The 15585-nt window shown below is 63.9% G+C and carries 15 protein-coding genes and 1 pseudogene; 9 read left to right on the top strand and 7 right to left on the bottom strand.

What is annotated here, in order from left to right; genetic code table 11:
- Positions 1–14: 14 nt before the first annotated feature.
- From AB7G19_RS20075 to AB7G19_RS20045, 7 genes and pseudogenes are all read right to left on the bottom strand, one after another.
- The gene (locus AB7G19_RS20075) at positions 15–236 is read right to left on the bottom strand and encodes a helix-turn-helix transcriptional regulator (RefSeq protein WP_441268026.1); all 222 of its coding nucleotides are present in this window, start codon (positions 234–236) and stop codon (positions 15–17) included.
- A 92-nt stretch (positions 237–328) separates the two neighbouring features.
- The gene (locus tag AB7G19_RS20070; RefSeq protein WP_441268025.1) at positions 329–718 is read right to left on the bottom strand and encodes a hypothetical protein; all 390 of its coding nucleotides are present in this window, start codon (positions 716–718) and stop codon (positions 329–331) included.
- Positions 715–2010 carry a tyrosine-type recombinase/integrase gene (locus tag AB7G19_RS20065; RefSeq protein ID WP_441268024.1) on the bottom strand — a complete coding sequence of 432 codons (1296 nt, stop codon included), beginning with the start codon at positions 2008–2010 and terminating at the stop codon, positions 715–717. The genes AB7G19_RS20070 and AB7G19_RS20065 overlap by 4 nt, the downstream gene beginning before the upstream one ends.
- Positions 2011–2108: 98 nt before the next feature.
- Positions 2109–3035 (bottom strand): annotated as a pseudogene (locus AB7G19_RS20060) (ComEC/Rec2 family competence protein); the annotation flags it as partial.
- A 95-nt stretch (positions 3036–3130) separates the two neighbouring features.
- Positions 3131–3364: a DUF2171 domain-containing protein gene (locus AB7G19_RS20055; RefSeq protein WP_028149639.1), complete on the bottom strand. Its 234-nt coding sequence runs from the start codon at positions 3362–3364 to the stop codon at positions 3131–3133.
- A 179-nt stretch (positions 3365–3543) separates the two neighbouring features.
- The gene (locus AB7G19_RS20050; protein WP_354097655.1) at positions 3544–3930 is read right to left on the bottom strand and encodes a nuclear transport factor 2 family protein; all 387 of its coding nucleotides are present in this window, start codon (positions 3928–3930) and stop codon (positions 3544–3546) included.
- Between the two features lie 13 nt (positions 3931–3943).
- Entirely contained in the window at positions 3944–5620 is a 1677-nt protein-coding gene (locus AB7G19_RS20045; protein ID WP_354097656.1) for a glutamine--tRNA ligase/YqeY domain fusion protein, read from the bottom strand.
- 143 nt (positions 5621–5763) lie between these two features.
- Here AB7G19_RS20045 and gltX point away from each other — a divergent pair, with 143 nt between their 5' ends.
- From gltX to AB7G19_RS20000, 9 genes are all read left to right on the top strand, one after another.
- Complete coding sequence (gene gltX, locus AB7G19_RS20040) at positions 5764–7191, top strand: glutamate--tRNA ligase (protein ID WP_354097657.1); 1428 nt, start codon at positions 5764–5766, stop codon at positions 7189–7191.
- Between the two features lie 169 nt (positions 7192–7360).
- Complete coding sequence (gene gltA, locus AB7G19_RS20035) at positions 7361–8665, top strand: citrate synthase (RefSeq protein ID WP_071913479.1); 1305 nt, start codon at positions 7361–7363, stop codon at positions 8663–8665.
- Positions 8666–8834: 169 nt separating this feature from the next.
- Positions 8835–9239 (top strand): GFA family protein, encoded by a 405-nt coding sequence (locus AB7G19_RS20030; RefSeq protein ID WP_354097658.1) that lies wholly within the window; start codon positions 8835–8837, stop codon positions 9237–9239.
- A 123-nt stretch (positions 9240–9362) separates the two neighbouring features.
- Positions 9363–10541 carry an ROK family transcriptional regulator gene (locus tag AB7G19_RS20025; RefSeq protein ID WP_441268830.1) on the top strand — a complete coding sequence of 393 codons (1179 nt, stop codon included), beginning with the start codon at positions 9363–9365 and terminating at the stop codon, positions 10539–10541.
- Between the two features lie 59 nt (positions 10542–10600).
- The gene (locus tag AB7G19_RS20020; RefSeq protein ID WP_014494953.1) at positions 10601–11887 is read left to right on the top strand and encodes an ABC transporter substrate-binding protein; all 1287 of its coding nucleotides are present in this window, start codon (positions 10601–10603) and stop codon (positions 11885–11887) included.
- A complete protein-coding gene (locus AB7G19_RS20015; RefSeq protein WP_063983039.1) occupies positions 11884–12804 on the top strand; it encodes a carbohydrate ABC transporter permease in 921 nt (306 codons plus the stop codon). Before AB7G19_RS20020 ends, AB7G19_RS20015 begins: the two co-directional genes overlap by 4 nt.
- Positions 12797–13654: a carbohydrate ABC transporter permease gene (locus AB7G19_RS20010; RefSeq protein WP_014494951.1), complete on the top strand. Its 858-nt coding sequence runs from the start codon at positions 12797–12799 to the stop codon at positions 13652–13654. Before AB7G19_RS20015 ends, AB7G19_RS20010 begins: the two co-directional genes overlap by 8 nt.
- 10 nt (positions 13655–13664) lie before the next feature.
- Positions 13665–14774, top strand: a complete 1110-nt coding sequence (locus tag AB7G19_RS20005; RefSeq protein ID WP_441268023.1) for an ABC transporter ATP-binding protein — start codon at positions 13665–13667, stop codon at positions 14772–14774.
- Entirely contained in the window at positions 14771–15538 is a 768-nt protein-coding gene (locus AB7G19_RS20000) for an SDR family NAD(P)-dependent oxidoreductase (RefSeq protein ID WP_354097662.1), read from the top strand. The genes AB7G19_RS20005 and AB7G19_RS20000 overlap by 4 nt, the downstream gene beginning before the upstream one ends.
- Positions 15539–15585 lie beyond the last annotated feature (47 nt).

Here is a 15585-nt window from a genome sequence, read left to right as displayed (position 1 = left end):
GGGGCGGCGTTTTGCTATGCGGCTATTTCGATTTGACGAGATGCCTGCCAGCGGCGGTTTTCCGCGACAGTGACGCCGATCCGACGTTCCGAGAGTTTGATGAAGCGAGGTCCCTTGCCGCTCGCCATGAGACGCTGGGCTGTTGCCCGCGAAAACCCGTTCAGCTCGTGCCACTCAGCGAATGACAGAACCCGATCGCCCTCGATGTCGTTGCCCAGTTCAGCGTTGATAGACATTTTGATCCTCTAAGCGGCGTTGAGATGCCGCTAGAGGTACCGCTGATTTGGACTGTCACGGCGCGACAGATAGGGAAGCGAATTGCTGCCCCCTATTTGTCTCGGTTCAGGAGCCGATCAAGTCTACGCACCAATGAGCGCGGGGAGATTTTTTGCGCTCTAACCTTTCCTTTGGATTTCAGCGCGTGATTTTCGAGAGCCATTCTTGCCCAAGCTGTTTTGCTCGACCCATTGAATGTCTTCCAGCTCGCTACCAGCATGCGATCTCCGACCGGATCATGGCTTCCCTTGCGCTTGCGCGGCGGTGCTGTGCGCATTCGTGGTGCCATCTTGGGCGCCGTTCTTGCTTGAGCTCGGAACATTTTTGCTGCGGCGTCGGCACCAAAAATCGCACATCCCTCGGCGAACAGCCATGCCAATCGCTGGTGGTACGCATCCCGCGACCTTTCCGTCAGCCCGAGATCATCCGCGATCGAGTTCATCTCGCCGCCCCGGGCTGGACGATCTTCAGCAAATGCAACTCCCACGTCGCCAGCGCCGCGGAGATCTCCGGCTCATAATCATGGTGATCGTAGACACCGCCAATGCCTGACTTGTGGCCTGCATGGTTGAGCACGCGTTCGGCGATATGCGGCAGCACGCCGAGTTTCCCGAGCCGCGTGCGAACGGTGCGGCGGAGATCGTGAAGCGTCCAGGCTGCCAGCGCTTTTCCTCCGGCCGTTGTGATGCGCGCGTTGAGAGCCAACGTGGCATAGGACCACGCGCAAAATCCGCTCGCGCCACCGCCGAACAACGTGTCTACGCTGTTGCGCCGACGAACAGATTTGATGATCTCGATCGCCGTTGCCGGCAGCACGAACTCGTGCGGCCGCTTGCTCTTCGTTCGCTCCTTCGGCAACAGAAGCTTGCCGGTGCTCAGGTCGAGCTCAGTCCACCGCAGGCCACCGATCTCGTCGCGCCTGCAAGCGGTGAGCAGCAATAGCCGAACGATCTTGCCGAAGTCGTCATCTAGGCAATGAAGCCAGATGCTGCGAATCTCGTCGTCATTGAGCACGCGATCGCGCGGCGGCTTTCCGAAGACTGGGTTATCGGTGCCGATGGTCGGGTTGGCTTTCACGCCCATCCCTTGCCGCATGCACCACCCATAGAAGGTCGAGATCGCGCCGCGCGCGCGAGCCGCCGACGTCGGCCCGTGATCACGCACCAGATCCCGGATCAGTTTGGCAACGTCCTCGAACGACACCTTCGACACAGGCTTCTTCTGCAACGGCCCGCAGTGCCGCCGCAGGTATCGCTCCTCGGCGATGAACGTGTTCCGCCGAAGTGTTCCGGCCGACAGCTTGGCCTCTTGGGCCGCGATATACTGTTCCGCTGCCTTTTCGAAGGTCAGCGCGTCCGCGGCCTGCTCCGCCCGCCTGTTGGCCTCCTCGGCGTCGGGATCGATGCCGAGCTCAACCTGGGCGAACCGCTTACGAGCGATGCCTCGGGCGTCCTCCAAGGTGACCTTCCGGACGTCCCCAAGGCCCTTGCGGCGCTGATCCGTGCCGACGCGGTATTGGACAATGTAGGACGCCTTTGAAGGCCTCAGCCGCACGCCAAAGCCGGGCAGGTCCGGGTCCCAGGCGATGTGGTCGGTCTTACCTGTTGGCAGCGCCAACTTGCGCACGTAGGCATCGGTGAAGCGGATGCGGTCGTCGGAAATTTTCAGCATTGGGAAGCAGTCCCTTATTTTGGGAAGCACCGGGGACGCAAACTGTTGACCGATAGTGACCACTGGCGATCAAAACAGCCACGTGCTTTTGGGGCTAAGCCGTTGTAAACTGTGGATGTTGAAGCCTAGTGAGAGCTTCTGACCGGTTAGGCTATCTGCTAGCCGGAGATCGAGAGCACATGTCCGAGCCCCGAGATGAACATGGCGTCGTTGACGGGCGTGGTAATCGCATCGCGCCGGCCCGTGAGCAGCGCGGTCGCAATCGCCCGGTTGTCGCCCTCGAGCGTGGCTCGGATGCGCGCGTCTATCGCATCGCGCAGACCCTGCATGAAGGCGGCATAACGCAGCCGCAAGCCACCGGCATCCGGCGGCACCGATGCCGCAATCGTACCCATCACGAAGCCGGAGGCGCCGATGCCCTGGAAGAACATGTCGCGCGAAAAGTCATAGCTGCCGGGGCGCACCGGCGACAACGGCGGCAACAGCCGCGCCTTCAACTGCACGAAGCTGCCGACCTCGGGCGCAGTCCCCTTGCGCACGGAGAGGCGCACGCGCTCGAGCTTGACGTCGCTGCGCTGCGCCTCCATCGCGGTGACACGCAGCACGAAGCGGTCGGTGCGCTCACGGATGTCGCGGGTCTCGACGAAGCCCGACAGCGAGACGGAATAGAGCGGCTTTGCCAGCACCGTGTGCGCGATCCGCGCCGTCTTCCAGGTCGCCATGGCAAAACCGGCCGCCACCGCCGCGATCATGATCGCCGGAGCAAACAACCGGCTCCGACGCAACAGCAACGCGCCAAGCATGAGCACGATGGCCGTCGCAGCAACGACCCACAGCACCGGTTCATGATCGACGGCAAAATAGAGTGCGATACCGCCGCCGAACGCGACCGGCACCCACGGCAACAATCGCCCGGCGCCGGCCTCGGCGCGCGCCCATTCGCTCAGGGTCCCGGCCAGCGACGTCCAGACATCGAACCCAGCCGGCGCGAGGCCGCCCGCGGATGCAGCTCGGCCGACGGGCCAAGTCCCCGCAATCCAAGTCCCCGCGATCCCCTGGGACCGAACTGGCCGGCCCGGCTCCGCCATTCCCTGCACCCTACGATACGCGACAGGCCTGGAGGCTACCGGAACGTGCGGCTGCGCGAATAGCGGTACGGATCAGGAACGGAGCGAAGGTCCCCCTACTTTTCCTCTTCCATCGTCACGGCGACGTCCGCCTTGGCTGAGAGCCGAACCTTGTTGCCCTCGACACCGGCGACGAGGCCCTTGTCGATGAAGTGATGGTGGCCCTTGTGGCTGCCCTCGCCGCTGTCCTTCTTGGTCAGCTTGATGCGATGGCCCTCGACCTTGTCGACCGTGCCGATGTGGACACCATCGGCGCCGATGACTTCCATATGCTCTGCGATGTTCTGCATGGTGGGTTCCTTGTTGGACCCACCCCAACGCGCGGGGGCAGCGTTCGTTGCTATCGCCATTCCGGGGCGCGCCACTTGGCGCGAGCCCGGAATCCATAACCACAAGCCGGGGTTATGGATTCCGGGCCTGGCCCTTCGGGCCATCCCGGAATGACGACAGAGGCGGAGTAGCGCGACGGCTAGATCAACGGCGCGCGCGCCGAGGCGTGATGATTGACGATCTTCCAGTCGCCGTCCTCGCGGATGATGACCCAGCTCATCTTGACGACGAGATCGTCCCGCTCGCCGGCGAGGTCGAACGTGATGGTCGCGCCCATATTGATGAGATCAGGACCGGCCTGTCCCGCATTCACGTCGGAAAAGGCCGCGCTCGGCTGGCGCCAGCGCGGCAGGCCGTTGAAGTAGTCGGCGACGCCGTCCCTGCCCCGATAGAGTCTTGGATTCGAGCCGAAGAAGAACGCGTTCTTCGCGTAGAGCGACGACAGCGCGGCCGCATCGAGTGTCGCGAAGCCGGCGCACCATTTCGCGATGATGGCGGAAACGATCGCGTCGGCTTCACTGCTCATAGGCCCAATCCCCTCAGCCCTTGGCGACTTCCTTCGCGAACGTATCGCGCAGGCCAATGGTGCGCGAAAACACCGGCTTGCCCGGCCTCGAGTCCTTGTCGCGCACGAAATAGCCCTGACGCTCGAACTGCATCGGCTCGGTCGAATTGCTCTCCGCAACCGATGCCTCGATCCGCGCATTGGAGAGAATCTCCAGCGACTGCGGATTGAGATCGGCCGCGAAGTTCGAGGCGTCCGGGCTCGGGTTGGAGAACAACTGGTTGTAGATGCGGATCTCCGCCGGCACCGAATTCGCCGCCGGCAGCCAGTGCATGGTCGCCTTGACCTTGCGGCCGTCGGGCGCGTTGCCGCCCTTGGTCGCGGGATCGTAGGTGCAGCGCAGCTCCACCACTTCGCCCGCGTCGTTCTTGATCACGCCGGTGCACTTGACGAAATAGGCGTAGCGCAGCCGCACCTCGTTGCCCGGCGACAGGCGGAAGAACTTCTTGGGCGGATTCTCCATGAAGTCGTCCTGCTCGATATAGAGCTCGCGGCCGAACGTGATCTTGCGCGTGCCGGCCGAGGGATCGTCGGGATGGTTGATCGCCTCGAGCTCTTCAGTCTGCCCTTCCGGATAGTTCTCGATGACCACCTTGAGCGGTCGCAGCACGCCCATGCGCCGCTGCGACGTGCGGTTCAGCTCCTCGCGGATGCAGAACTCCAGCATGCCGACATCGACGACGCTGTTGGCCTTGGCAACGCCGATGCGCTTGACGAATTCGCGCAAGGCCGCCGGCGGCACGCCGCGGCGGCGCATCCCCGCTACAGTCGGCATGCGCGGATCGTCCCATCCGGCGACATGGCCGTCGCGGACGAGCTGGGTCAGCACGCGCTTGGACAGCAGCGTGTAGGTCAAATTGAGCCGCGCCATTTCGTACTGGTGCGGCTTGGACGGCACCGGCAGCTTTTCGATGAACCAGTCGTAGAGCGGCCGATGGTCCTCGAACTCCAGCGTGCAGATCGAGTGCGTGATGCCCTCGATCGCGTCCGACTGGCCGTGCGCATAATCGTAGCTCGGATAAATCGACCACTTTGTGCCGGTGCGCGGATGTTGCGCATGCAGGATGCGGTACAGCACGGGGTCGCGCAGGTTGATGTTGCCCGCGGACATGTCGATCTTGGCCCGCAGCACGCGCGCGCCGTTCGGGAATTCACCGGCCTTCATGCGGCGGAACAGGTCGAGATTCTCGTCCACGCTGCGGTCGCGGAACGGCGAGTTCTTGCCGGGCTCGGTCAGCGTGCCGCGCGCTAGGCGAATCTCCTCCTGGGTCTGGTCGTCGACATAGGCGAGCCCGTCGCGGATCAGCTTCTCCGCCCATTCGTACAGACGGTCGAAATAATCCGAGGCGAAGAACAGGTTCTTGCCCCAATCGAAGCCGAGCCAGTGCACGTCGGCCTGGATGGAATCGATGTATTCCTGCTCTTCCTTGACCGGGTTGGTATCGTCGAAGCGCAGATGGCAGCGGCCCGGAAACTCCTGGGCGATGCCGAAATTGAGCGCGATCGACTTGGCGTGGCCGATATGCAGGTAGCCGTTCGGCTCCGGCGGGAACCGGGTCACGATCTCCTGGTATTTGCCCTGATCGAGGTCGGCCTGGATGATGTCACGAATGAAATCGCGCCCAACCTCGTTCGCCACCGGTTCTGTCATTACGAAAATCCTGTAGGGAAATCAGCGGCCCTTCTGCCAAATTCGCTTGGCTGAGCCAAGAGCTTAGCGGTCCACTGCCGGGCTTTAGTTATGCTCCGGTCCTGTTATATACCACCGCCTCCAATGCATAGGCCCTGCCAAGAATGACCGATTCCGTCGTCACCCGCTTTGCTCCCTCGCCGACCGGCTTCCTCCATATCGGGGGCGCCCGCACGGCGCTGTTCAACTGGCTCTATGCGAAGAAGCACGGCGGCAAGATGCTGCTCCGGATCGAGGACACCGACCGGGAGCGCTCCACAGAGGCTGCGATCGGCGCCATCCTCGACGGCCTCAAATGGCTGGAGCTCGGCTGGGATGGCGACGTCATCTACCAGTTCAGCCGCGCCGCGCGTCACCGCGAGGTCGCCGAGCAGCTGCTCGCCGACGGCAAGGCCTATCGCTGCTACGCGACCGCAGAGGAGCTCACCGCCATGCGCGAGAAGGCGCGCAGCGAGGGCCGCACCCGCCTCTATGACGGCCTATGGCGCGACCGTGACCCGGCAACAGCGCCTTCCGACGTCAAGCCCACCATCCGCCTGCGCGCGCCGCAGACCGGCGAGACCGTGATCGAGGACCAGGTCCAGGGCCGTGTGGTCTGGCAGAACGAGAACCTCGACGACCTCGTCCTGCTGCGCGGCGATGGCAATCCGACCTACATGCTCGCAGTGGTCGTGGATGACCACGACATGGGCGTCACCCATGTCATCCGCGGCGACGACCATTTGATCAACGCCGCCCGCCAGAAGCAGATCTACGACGCCATGGGCTGGGCGCTGCCGAGCATGTCTCACATCCCCCTGATCCATGGCCCGGACGGCTCGAAACTGTCGAAGCGCCACGGCGCGCTCGGCGTCGATGCTTACCGCGCCATGGGGTACCTCCCGGCCGCGCTCCGCAATTATCTCGTCCGGCTCGGCTGGAGCCATGGCGACCAGGAGATCTTTTCGACCGAGGAGATGATCGCCGCGTTCGACCTCGCCAGCGTCGGCCGCGCCGCCGCCCGCTTCGATTTCGCCAAGCTCGAAAACCTCAACGGCCACTACATCCGCCACGCCGACGATCAATCACTCGTGAAGATGTTCGAGGATGTGCTCGACCACGTCGTGCCCAGCCGCAACGAGCTTAAGGCCAAGTTAAACGACGCGACGCGGGCGCAGCTTCTCAAGGCCATGCCGGCCCTGAAGGAGCGCGCCAAGACGCTGATCGAGTTGATCGACAGCGCCTGTTTCATCTTCGCCGACCGGCCGCTGGAGCTCGATCCCAAGGCGGCAGCGCTGCTGACGCCCGAGAACCGCAAGCTAATCGGCCAGCTTCATTCCGCGCTGGAGAAAGTCGAGACGTGGAGTGCGGCGAATGCGGAGGCCGCGCTGCGCGCCTTTGCCGAGGAAAATAGTCTCAAGCTCGGCGCCGTCGCCCAGCCGCTGCGGGCGGCGCTGACGGGACGGTCGACATCGCCTGGTATATTTGAGGTTTTGGACGTGCTGGGACGCCAGGAAAGCCTGGGCCGGCTTAAGGACCAGGCCAAGGACTAGGCCAAGGACCAGGCTACGACGTAAGTCGACCATGCGTGCGGCGATCTTGCAGCGCACACAGCAATAATATACCCATCTCACCCGTACCTTCTGGAATATCCGGCCTGCCCCACCAAGTCATTGGGGCCTTCCGGGTCCGGCCCGTTTCACCACACATCGGGGACCTCTGATGGACGCAAAAGCAAGCAATAAGACCGCCACGCTGACGGTCGGAAACAAGAACTACGATCTCCCGATCCACAGCGGCAGCGTCGGGCCTGATGTCGTCGATATCGGCAAGCTCTACGCCCAGTCCGGGCTGTTCACCTACGATCCCGGCTTCACCTCGACCGCAAGCTGCGAGTCCAAGATCACCTATATCGACGGTGACGCGGGCGTGCTGGAATACCGCGGCTATCCGATCGAGCAGCTCGCCGAGAACGGCGACTTCCTCGAGACCTGCTATCTCCTGCTCTACGGGAACCTGCCGACCGCCGCGCAGAAGAAGGATTTCGACGACCGCGTGATCCATCACACGATGGTGCACGAGCAGATGGCCCGCTTCTTCCAGGGCTTCCGCCGCGACGCCCATCCGATGGCGGTGATGGTGGCCTCCGTCGGCGCGCTCGCCGCGTTCTACCACGACTCCACCGACATCAACGATCCGAAGCAGCGCATGATCGCGTCGATGCGCATGATCGCCAAGATCCCGACGCTGGCGGCCATGGCCTACAAATACACGATCGGCCAGCCCTTCGTGTATCCGAAGAACTCGCTGAAGTTCGCCGAGAACTTCCTGCACATGTGCTTCGCCGTGCCGTGCGAGGAGTACAAGATCAATCCGGTGCTCGCTGACGCGCTGGACAAGATCTTCATCCTGCACGCCGACCACGAGCAGAACGCCTCGACCTCGACGGTGCGCATCGCCGGCTCCTCCGGCGCCAACCCGTTCGCCTGCATCGCCGCCGGCATCGCCTGCCTCTGGGGCCCGGCGCATGGCGGCGCCAACGAAGCCGCGCTCGCGATGCTCGCCGAGATCGGCTCGGTCGACAAGATTCCGGAATTCATCGCCAAGGTGAAGGACAAGAACAGCGAAGTCCGCCTGATGGGCTTCGGACACCGCGTCTACAAGAACTACGATCCGCGCGCCAAGATCATGCAGAAGATGTGTCATGCCGTTCTCAAGGAGACTGGCCATGGCGACGATCCGATGCTGAAGGTGGCGCTCGAGCTCGAGAAGATCGCGCTCAGCGACCAGTACTTCATCGACCGCAAGCTCTACCCGAACGTCGACTTCTATTCGGGCATCACGCTGAAGGCGATGGGCTTCCCGGTCTCGATGTTCACCGTGCTGTTCGCGGTCGCCCGCACTGTCGGCTGGATCAGCCAGTGGAGCGAGATGATCGAGGACCCGCAGCAGAAGATCGGCCGTCCGCGCCAGCTCTACACCGGCGTCACCCGCCGCGACTACGTCGCGATCAAGGATCGCAAGTAAGATCCGCCATTGCGGCTTTTGGAAACGGCGCCATCCTGCGATGGCGCCGTTTTTGTTTTGGAGGACGCCGTAGGGTGGGCAAAGCGCAGCGTGCCCACCACCTCTCCGAGACCGAGCCAGAAACGGTGGGCACGCTGCGCTTTGCCCACCCTACGATATGGAGAACCTGATGCTGAGCGGAAGCTGCCTCTGCGGAGGCGTTGCCTACGAGGTCGATGCGACCCCGGGCACCATCATGCACTGCCATTGCCAGACCTGCCGGAAGACGCACGGATCGGCCTTCTCCACCGTCACCAACGTCCCGCGCGACCGCTTCCGCTGGACCAAGGGCGAAGATTTGCTGCGCGGCTTCGAATCCTCGCCCGGCAAAACCCGCTATTTCTGCTCGCAATGCGGATCGCACATCGTCGCCTCGCGCGAGGGCAGGAACACGGTTCTGCTGCGGATGGGCTGCCTCGACACACCGATCGCAGAACGGCCCGAGGTGCACATCTGGCGATCGGACGCCGCCAACTGGTACGACCCGAAGGCTGAATTACCGGAGTGGGCCGAAGGCACCGCACCGAAAGCCTGACCGGTTCTTCGCCTCATCTTGCTGCCACGCACAACAACAAGTCGACTCATCGCGTCCGCAATCGCTTGACAGTCGAAACGCTCCGCGCGCAAATTCTTACACTAAGTAAGAATGACGACAGGGATGGAAATGCCGGAGCAGCCGAGAAGTCGGCGGCAGACGCGCGCTGCCATTTTGACTCACTTGCTCCAGTCCGGCGGCTCGTTCCGGCCGCCGCTGGCCAAGGCCGTGCGGCTGTCCGAGGCGAGCCTGTCGCGCATCCTGTTTGACCTGAAAGCCGAAGGCCTGATCGAGGAAGTCCGGCGCCCTGCCCCTTATGTCGGCGGTCCGACAGGCCTCGTGTCGCTCGATGGTTCCGTGGCGCTTGCGGCCCTCGAGCTGACCGGCCAGTGGCTCAGCGTGGGCGTTGGCGGCATGTCGGGCGAAATGCACTACACCGAGCGTGTTCCGTTGCTGAAGAAGCCGACCGTCGAGACCGTCGGCCGGGTGTTCCGCGAAGCCCTCACCTTGCTGCGCGACTGGACGCGCCGCCGCCGCATCAGTCTTGCGCAGATCGGCATCACCATTCCCGGCCTCGGCCGCCTGAGCGCCGCGGGCAATCCGATCATTCCGTGCGACGTCGAACGCATCGGCGACATGCTCGGCGGAATGTTTGCCGGCGTGCCGGTCGAGTTCACCAATTCGGTCGTCGCACACGCCACGTTTCACCGCTGCCGTACGCAGGACTATCCCTTCAGTGGCGCACATCTCTTCGTCTTCGTCGGCCAGGGCGTTGCCGGCGCCTGGATGGACGATCCGCTGGAGGCCGATGCCCCGCAGCCGGTTGAGCTCGGCCATATGGTTTTCAATGCCGACGGGCCGCGCTGCCGCTGCGGTCATCATGGCTGCGTCGAGGCCTATACGTCGCTTCCGGCCCTCGCCGAGCTCCTCGGCGTAACCGAGGCCGAATTGCTCCAGCTCGGCAGTGAATGGGTGACCGCGATCCCGCTCACCTCGCGTGTGCGGCAGGAATTGCGACAGCGGCTGTTCAGGCTGGGCCTTGCGATCGGCAACACGCTCAACGTCAAACCATGCCGCGGCGTCGTCGTCAGCGGTTGGCCGTCGGCTCTCTCTGAGGAGGATCGCAAAGCGGTGGTCGATGGGATCGACGCCTGCCTCCTCGGCGGGCGGAAACTGGCGCAGGTGTCGCTCGCCTTCGTGCCGCCCTCGAACGGCAATGATCCGCAAGCAGCTCTCGCCTTCGCCGCCTTTTGTCTCGCCAGCCGCGGCGGGATGCCCGCGGCTTCGACGGAGGCCGCCTGACATGCCCTGAGCCGCGTGGCTCAACGCGCCAAGAAAGTTTCACACCGGGAGGAACTGCCATGCCGATCACGACAACAAGGCGCCGTCTACTCGCTGGATCTGCGGCCGCACTCGCATTACCGGCATTCGCCCGCGCGCAAGGCGCGGCCAAGCCGCGCCTGACCGCGATCTCGCAATGGTCCGCAGGCAGCGATGGGGCGGCGATCACCGCACTCGGCAAGAAATTCGAGGAGAAAGGCGGCGTCTGGCAGCACTCGCCCGTCCCCGGCTTCACCACCGAGATGATGAACAAGCTGCGCGCTCAGATCATCGCCGGCGATCCGCCGGCCTGTTCGCAGCTCAAGGGCCCCGAGATTGCGGCCTGGTCGAAGATCGCCCCGACCGTCGATCTCGACGCCCTCGTCGCGGCCGCCGGTTACGAAAAAGTTGTCGCTCCGGACCTCGCAAAATTGCACAAGCCGGGCGGCAAGTGGATTGCGCTGCCGTTGCAGATCTACAGCACCAACATGCTGTTTCTCTCCAAGCGCGCGATGGACAAGGCAAAGGCCGACAAGGTCCCGGTCACCTGGGCCGACTTCAACGATCTCGCCGACAAGATGAAGGCGGGCGGCATCACCTACCCCATCGCCAACGGCGGCACCCGCCCCGATGACGGGCAGAAATTCGAGGCCTCTTTGGCCGGCATCAGTCCCACGGCATACCGTGCGGCCATCATGAATCTCGACAAGAAGGCCCTGGAGGGCCCCGAGATCAAGGCTGCCTTCGTCCAGGTCCGCAAGATCGCCAACTGGATGGACCCCAACGTCGGTGCCCAACCCTACGCCACCAATTTGAAGCGCTTCGTCGACGGCGACATGGGCATGATGATCATGGGCGGGTGGGCGCAGGGCGTGTTGCGCAACGCCGGTTTCAAGTTCGACGACTTCATGATCACGCCCGGCCCGAGCGACAATGGCAAGCCGGTCTTCCTGTTGAATGCCGACGCCTTCATCTTCTGGCAGCGCAAGGAGCCCGACCTCCAGGCCGGTCAGACGTTGATGGCCCAGCTCGTCATGGATCCGGCGATCCAGACCATGTACTCGCAGATCACGGGATCGATCCCGGTGCGCACCGATGTCGACCTCTCCGGTGAGGGCTGGTCGGACGGTCAACGGCGGACCGCAGCCGCGCTCAAGGACGCTGTCGCCAACAATCAGGCCGTCTTGAGTCTTGCGCACAACATGGCGCAGGAAAACGGCCTGACGGCGGCGATGATCGACGTGCTCACCGAGTATGTGAAGAACAAGACGATCACGCCGGAGCAGGCGGTCACCCGCCTCGCCGAGGCCGTCGAGGGTTCGCGTTGACCGACACCGTCTCCACAGCAACGCGGCCGGCGACGTCTGATCTCGTGCGCCGGCTGCCCGAATATCTGATGATCTGGGTGCCACTGCTGTTGTCGGCTGCGCATCTCATTTCGTTTTCGCTGTGGACGATCTGGATTTCGTTCACGCCCTCCACGCTTGTTCCTGTTACGGGCTGGGTGGGTTTGCGCAACTACAACGCGGTCCTGGCATCGCGGAACTGGCAGATCGCATTCGACAATCTGCTGCTGTTTGGCAGTGCTTTCGTGCTGCTGAGTTTGATCACCGGCCTTATGCTTGCGATCCTGCTCGATCAGCGCATTCGCGGCGAGAATGTGCTGCGATCCATCTTCCTGTATCCGCTTGCGGTGTCGTTCGTCGTCACCGGCACGGTCTGGAGCTGGCTACTCAATCCCGGCATCGGGATCCAGAAGCTCGTCCACGACCTCGGCTGGACCTCCTTCCGGTTCGACTGGCTGATCGACCGCGACATGGCGATCTGGACGATCGTGATTGCCGCGATCTGGCAATCCTCCGGCTTCGCCATGGCGCTCTTCCTCGCCGGCCTTCGCTCCGTCGATTCCGACATCATCAAGGCCGCCCAGATCGACGGCGCCGGACCGGTCCGAACCTATTGGCGGGTCATTCTGCCGACGCTCTGGCCGATCACCATCACCGTCATCGTCGTCCAGTTGCAGTTCGCGATCTCGGCCTTCGATCTCGTCCGTGCGCTCACCAATGGCGGGCCGGGAATCGCGACCCAGCTGCCGGCCCTTGTCGTCTACGACCTCATGTTCCAGCGCAGCCAGCTCGGCCGGGGTGCCGCGGCGGCGGTGCTCATGCTGCTCATTCTGCTCGCGGTGCTGCTGCCCTATGCAGCGTGGCGCTATGTCCAGCGAAGGCAGGCCACCCATGCGTGACCGCAGCTTCGCACCGAGCCGAATTCTGATCTATCTCGTCGTGACATTGTTCGCTGCGGCCTATCTCGCGCCACTCGTTGTTGTCGTCCTGAACTCTCTCCGCACCAACGAGGAGATCGCGCAGGGTTCGATGATCGGCTGGCCGCAACACTTGGCCTGGAGCAACTACGCCAAGGCCTGGAGCGGTTTCTGCGTCGCCGAGACCTGCGCCGGCATCCGGCCATACATGCTGAACTCCGCGCTCGTCACCATCCCGGCGACGATTTTCTCGACCCTGCTCGGTGCTGTCGCCGGTTACGCCGTGTCGCTCTGGCGCTTTCGCGGCGATAGCTGGATCTACGGCATCGTGACCCTCGGCCTCTTCCTTCCCCAGCAGATGCGCCTGCTTCCCTGGACCATCGTGCTGCGGGACACCGGTCTCATCAACACGCTGACGGGCCTCGTGCTGATTCACACGATCCAGGGGCTCTCCTTCACCACGCTGTTCTGCCGAAACTACTATGTCGCCATTCCACACGAGCTGATCAGGGCCGCACGCATCGATGGCGCCGGGTTCTTTCGTATTTTCTGGCGCATCATCCTGCCGCTCTCGGCTCCTATTCTGATCGTCACCGTGATCTGGCAGTTCACGCATATCTGGAACGAGTTCCTCTATGGCGTGACATTCACCACCGGCCAGCAGCAGCCCGTCACGGCCGCGCTCATCGCGCTCTCTGCCGCAATTGCGGACATTCCGCAGCATGGCGTGCAGAGCGCGGCGGTGATCATCGCGGCGCTACCCACTTTGTTGATCTATCTCCTCGGCGGACGGTACTTCGTGCGCGGCCTGACCGCCGGCGCAGTGAAATGATGGGGTCGTCATGGCAGCACTGAGCATTCGCACCCTGTCCAAGCGCTACGCCAATCTGGAGGTGCTGAAGGGGATCAACCTCGACATCGAGAGCGGCGAGTTCACCGTGCTGGTCGGGCCATCCGGCTGTGGCAAGTCCACCCTGCTCAACATCGTCGCCGGGCTCGATCGTCCGAGTGACGGAACGATCGAGATCGGCGGACGCGTCGTCAACGACGTCCCGCCCAAGGATCGCGACATCGCCATGGTGTTCCAGTCCTACGCGCTCTATCCGTCGATGACGGTGCGCCAGAACATCACCTTCGGCATGGAATGCCGTCACGTTCCGAAGGCGGAGCAGGAGAAGGCGCTGGCGAATGTGGCGCGCCTCCTCCAGATCGAGCCCCTGCTCGGCCGCAAGCCGTCGCAGCTGTCCGGCGGGCAGCGCCAGCGCGTGGCGATGGGCCGGGCGCTGGTGCGCGATCCCCTGCTCTTCCTGTTCGACGAGCCACTCTCCAACCTCGATGCGAAGCTGCGCGTCGAGATGCGGATGGAGATCAAGCGGCTGCACCAGCGCATCGGCGCCACCATCATTTATGTCACCCACGACCAGATCGAGGCGATGACGATGGCGACGCGCATCGCCGTGATGCATCGGGGCGTGGTGCAGCAGTTCGCCGATCCGGACACCGTGTACCGCTATCCGGCCAATCTGTTCGTCGCCCGCTTCATGGGTTCGCCGCCGATGAACACCATGCCGGGGCGGCTCGAGGCCGATAGCGGCGGACCTGTGGCCGTAATCGGCGCGGGGCGACCCGACGAGGTTCGTCTGCGCCTGCATGGACACGACGCGGCAACATCTTATCTCGGCCGCGAGGTGGTCGTCGGGATCAGGCCGGAATGCATCGCCGAGGCCAGCCGCGTCTTTTCCGGCGAGGCGCCCGTCCTCGTCGACGCGCCGGTCGAGATGATCGAGCCGACCGGCGCCGAGACAATCGTGCTGCTGCGTCTCGGCGGCGAGACTGCACTGGCGCGCATCACCCCGGATATCCGTCCGGCGCCCGGCGCGACCGCCACCTTTGCGCTCGACACGCGGCGCATTTGCCTGTTCGATCCCGAAACGGAGCGGCTGATCGCATGACCCGGACCATCTATCCCAGCCTTGCCGGCCGCGTGGTGTTGATCACCGGTGGCGCCAGCGGCATCGGTGCCGTCTTCGTACGCGCCTTCGCGACCCTGGGCGCCCGTGTCGCCTTCCTCGACATTGATGCGAGCGCCGGCGAAGCGCTGGTGCGGGACGTCGCGGCCACATCCGGCTCCACGCCTCTGTTTGTGCCCTGCGACCTCCTCGACATCGGCGCCTTGCGCGCTGCGATGGCGCGGGTGCACGGATCGCTCGGCGATGCCGCAGTCCTCGTCAACAATGCCGCCAACGACCAGCGTCAGGTGCTGGCCGAGGTGACGCCGGCCGAATTCGACTGGACGATCGGCGTCAATCTCAAGCACGTCTTCTTTGCGGCCCAGGCGGTGGTGCCGCAGATGCAGGCGCGCGGCGGCGGCTCGATCATCAACATGTCGTCGGTGGCGTGGATCCGCGGCGCGCCGGCGCTGCCGGTCTATGCCGCGGCGAAGGCGGCGATCGTCGGCTTCACCAACTCGCTGGCCAGGTCAGTCGGCCCCGACCGCATTCGCGTCAACGCGATCGCGCCCGGCATGGTGATCACCGAGCGCCAGCGCCGGCTCTGGTTTCCGGATGAGCAGAAGATCTCCGAGCTGCGCACCCGCCAGGCCGTTCCCGATGCGGTGACGCCGGAGGACATCGCCAGCATGGCGCTGTTTCTCGCATCGGACGAGAGCCAGCGTATCACCAGCCAGTGTTTTCGCGTCGATGGCGGCCTCGCCTAGGACCGTAGGGTGGGCAAAGCGCAGCGTGCCCACCACCTCTCCGCAAC

It is taken from the genome of Bradyrhizobium sp. 215_C5_N1_1 (assembly GCF_052075935.1).
Lineage (GTDB): Bacteria > Pseudomonadota > Alphaproteobacteria > Rhizobiales > Xanthobacteraceae > Bradyrhizobium > Bradyrhizobium barranii.
The sequence above is the reverse complement of the archived record's forward strand: the minus strand, read 5'-3'. Positions and strand labels throughout refer to the sequence as shown.

Bases quoted from the DNA above. Each gene is read 5' to 3' on its own strand.
- AB7G19_RS20075 (WP_441268026.1), bottom strand. From the start codon at position 236: ATGTCTATCAACGCTGAACTGGGCAACGACATCGAGGGCGATCGGGTT.
- AB7G19_RS20070 (WP_441268025.1), bottom strand. From the start codon at position 718: ATGAACTCGATCGCGGATGATCTCGGGCTGACGGAAAGGTCGCGGGAT.
- AB7G19_RS20055 (WP_028149639.1), bottom strand. From the start codon at position 3,364: ATGCAGAACATCGCAGAGCATATGGAAGTCATCGGCGCCGATGGTGTC.
- AB7G19_RS20050 (WP_354097655.1), bottom strand. From the start codon at position 3,930: ATGAGCAGTGAAGCCGACGCGATCGTTTCCGCCATCATCGCGAAATGG.
- AB7G19_RS20045 (WP_354097656.1), bottom strand. From the start codon at position 5,620: ATGACAGAACCGGTGGCGAACGAGGTTGGGCGCGATTTCATTCGTGAC.
- gltX (WP_354097657.1), top strand. From the start codon at position 5,764: ATGACCGATTCCGTCGTCACCCGCTTTGCTCCCTCGCCGACCGGCTTC.
- gltA (WP_071913479.1), top strand. From the start codon at position 7,361: ATGGACGCAAAAGCAAGCAATAAGACCGCCACGCTGACGGTCGGAAAC.
- AB7G19_RS20030 (WP_354097658.1), top strand. From the start codon at position 8,835: ATGCTGAGCGGAAGCTGCCTCTGCGGAGGCGTTGCCTACGAGGTCGAT.
- AB7G19_RS20025 (WP_441268830.1), top strand. From the start codon at position 9,363: ATGGAAATGCCGGAGCAGCCGAGAAGTCGGCGGCAGACGCGCGCTGCC.
- AB7G19_RS20020 (WP_014494953.1), top strand. From the start codon at position 10,601: ATGCCGATCACGACAACAAGGCGCCGTCTACTCGCTGGATCTGCGGCC.
- AB7G19_RS20010 (WP_014494951.1), top strand. From the start codon at position 12,797: ATGCGTGACCGCAGCTTCGCACCGAGCCGAATTCTGATCTATCTCGTC.
- AB7G19_RS20005 (WP_441268023.1), top strand. From the start codon at position 13,665: ATGGCAGCACTGAGCATTCGCACCCTGTCCAAGCGCTACGCCAATCTG.
- AB7G19_RS20000 (WP_354097662.1), top strand. From the start codon at position 14,771: ATGACCCGGACCATCTATCCCAGCCTTGCCGGCCGCGTGGTGTTGATC.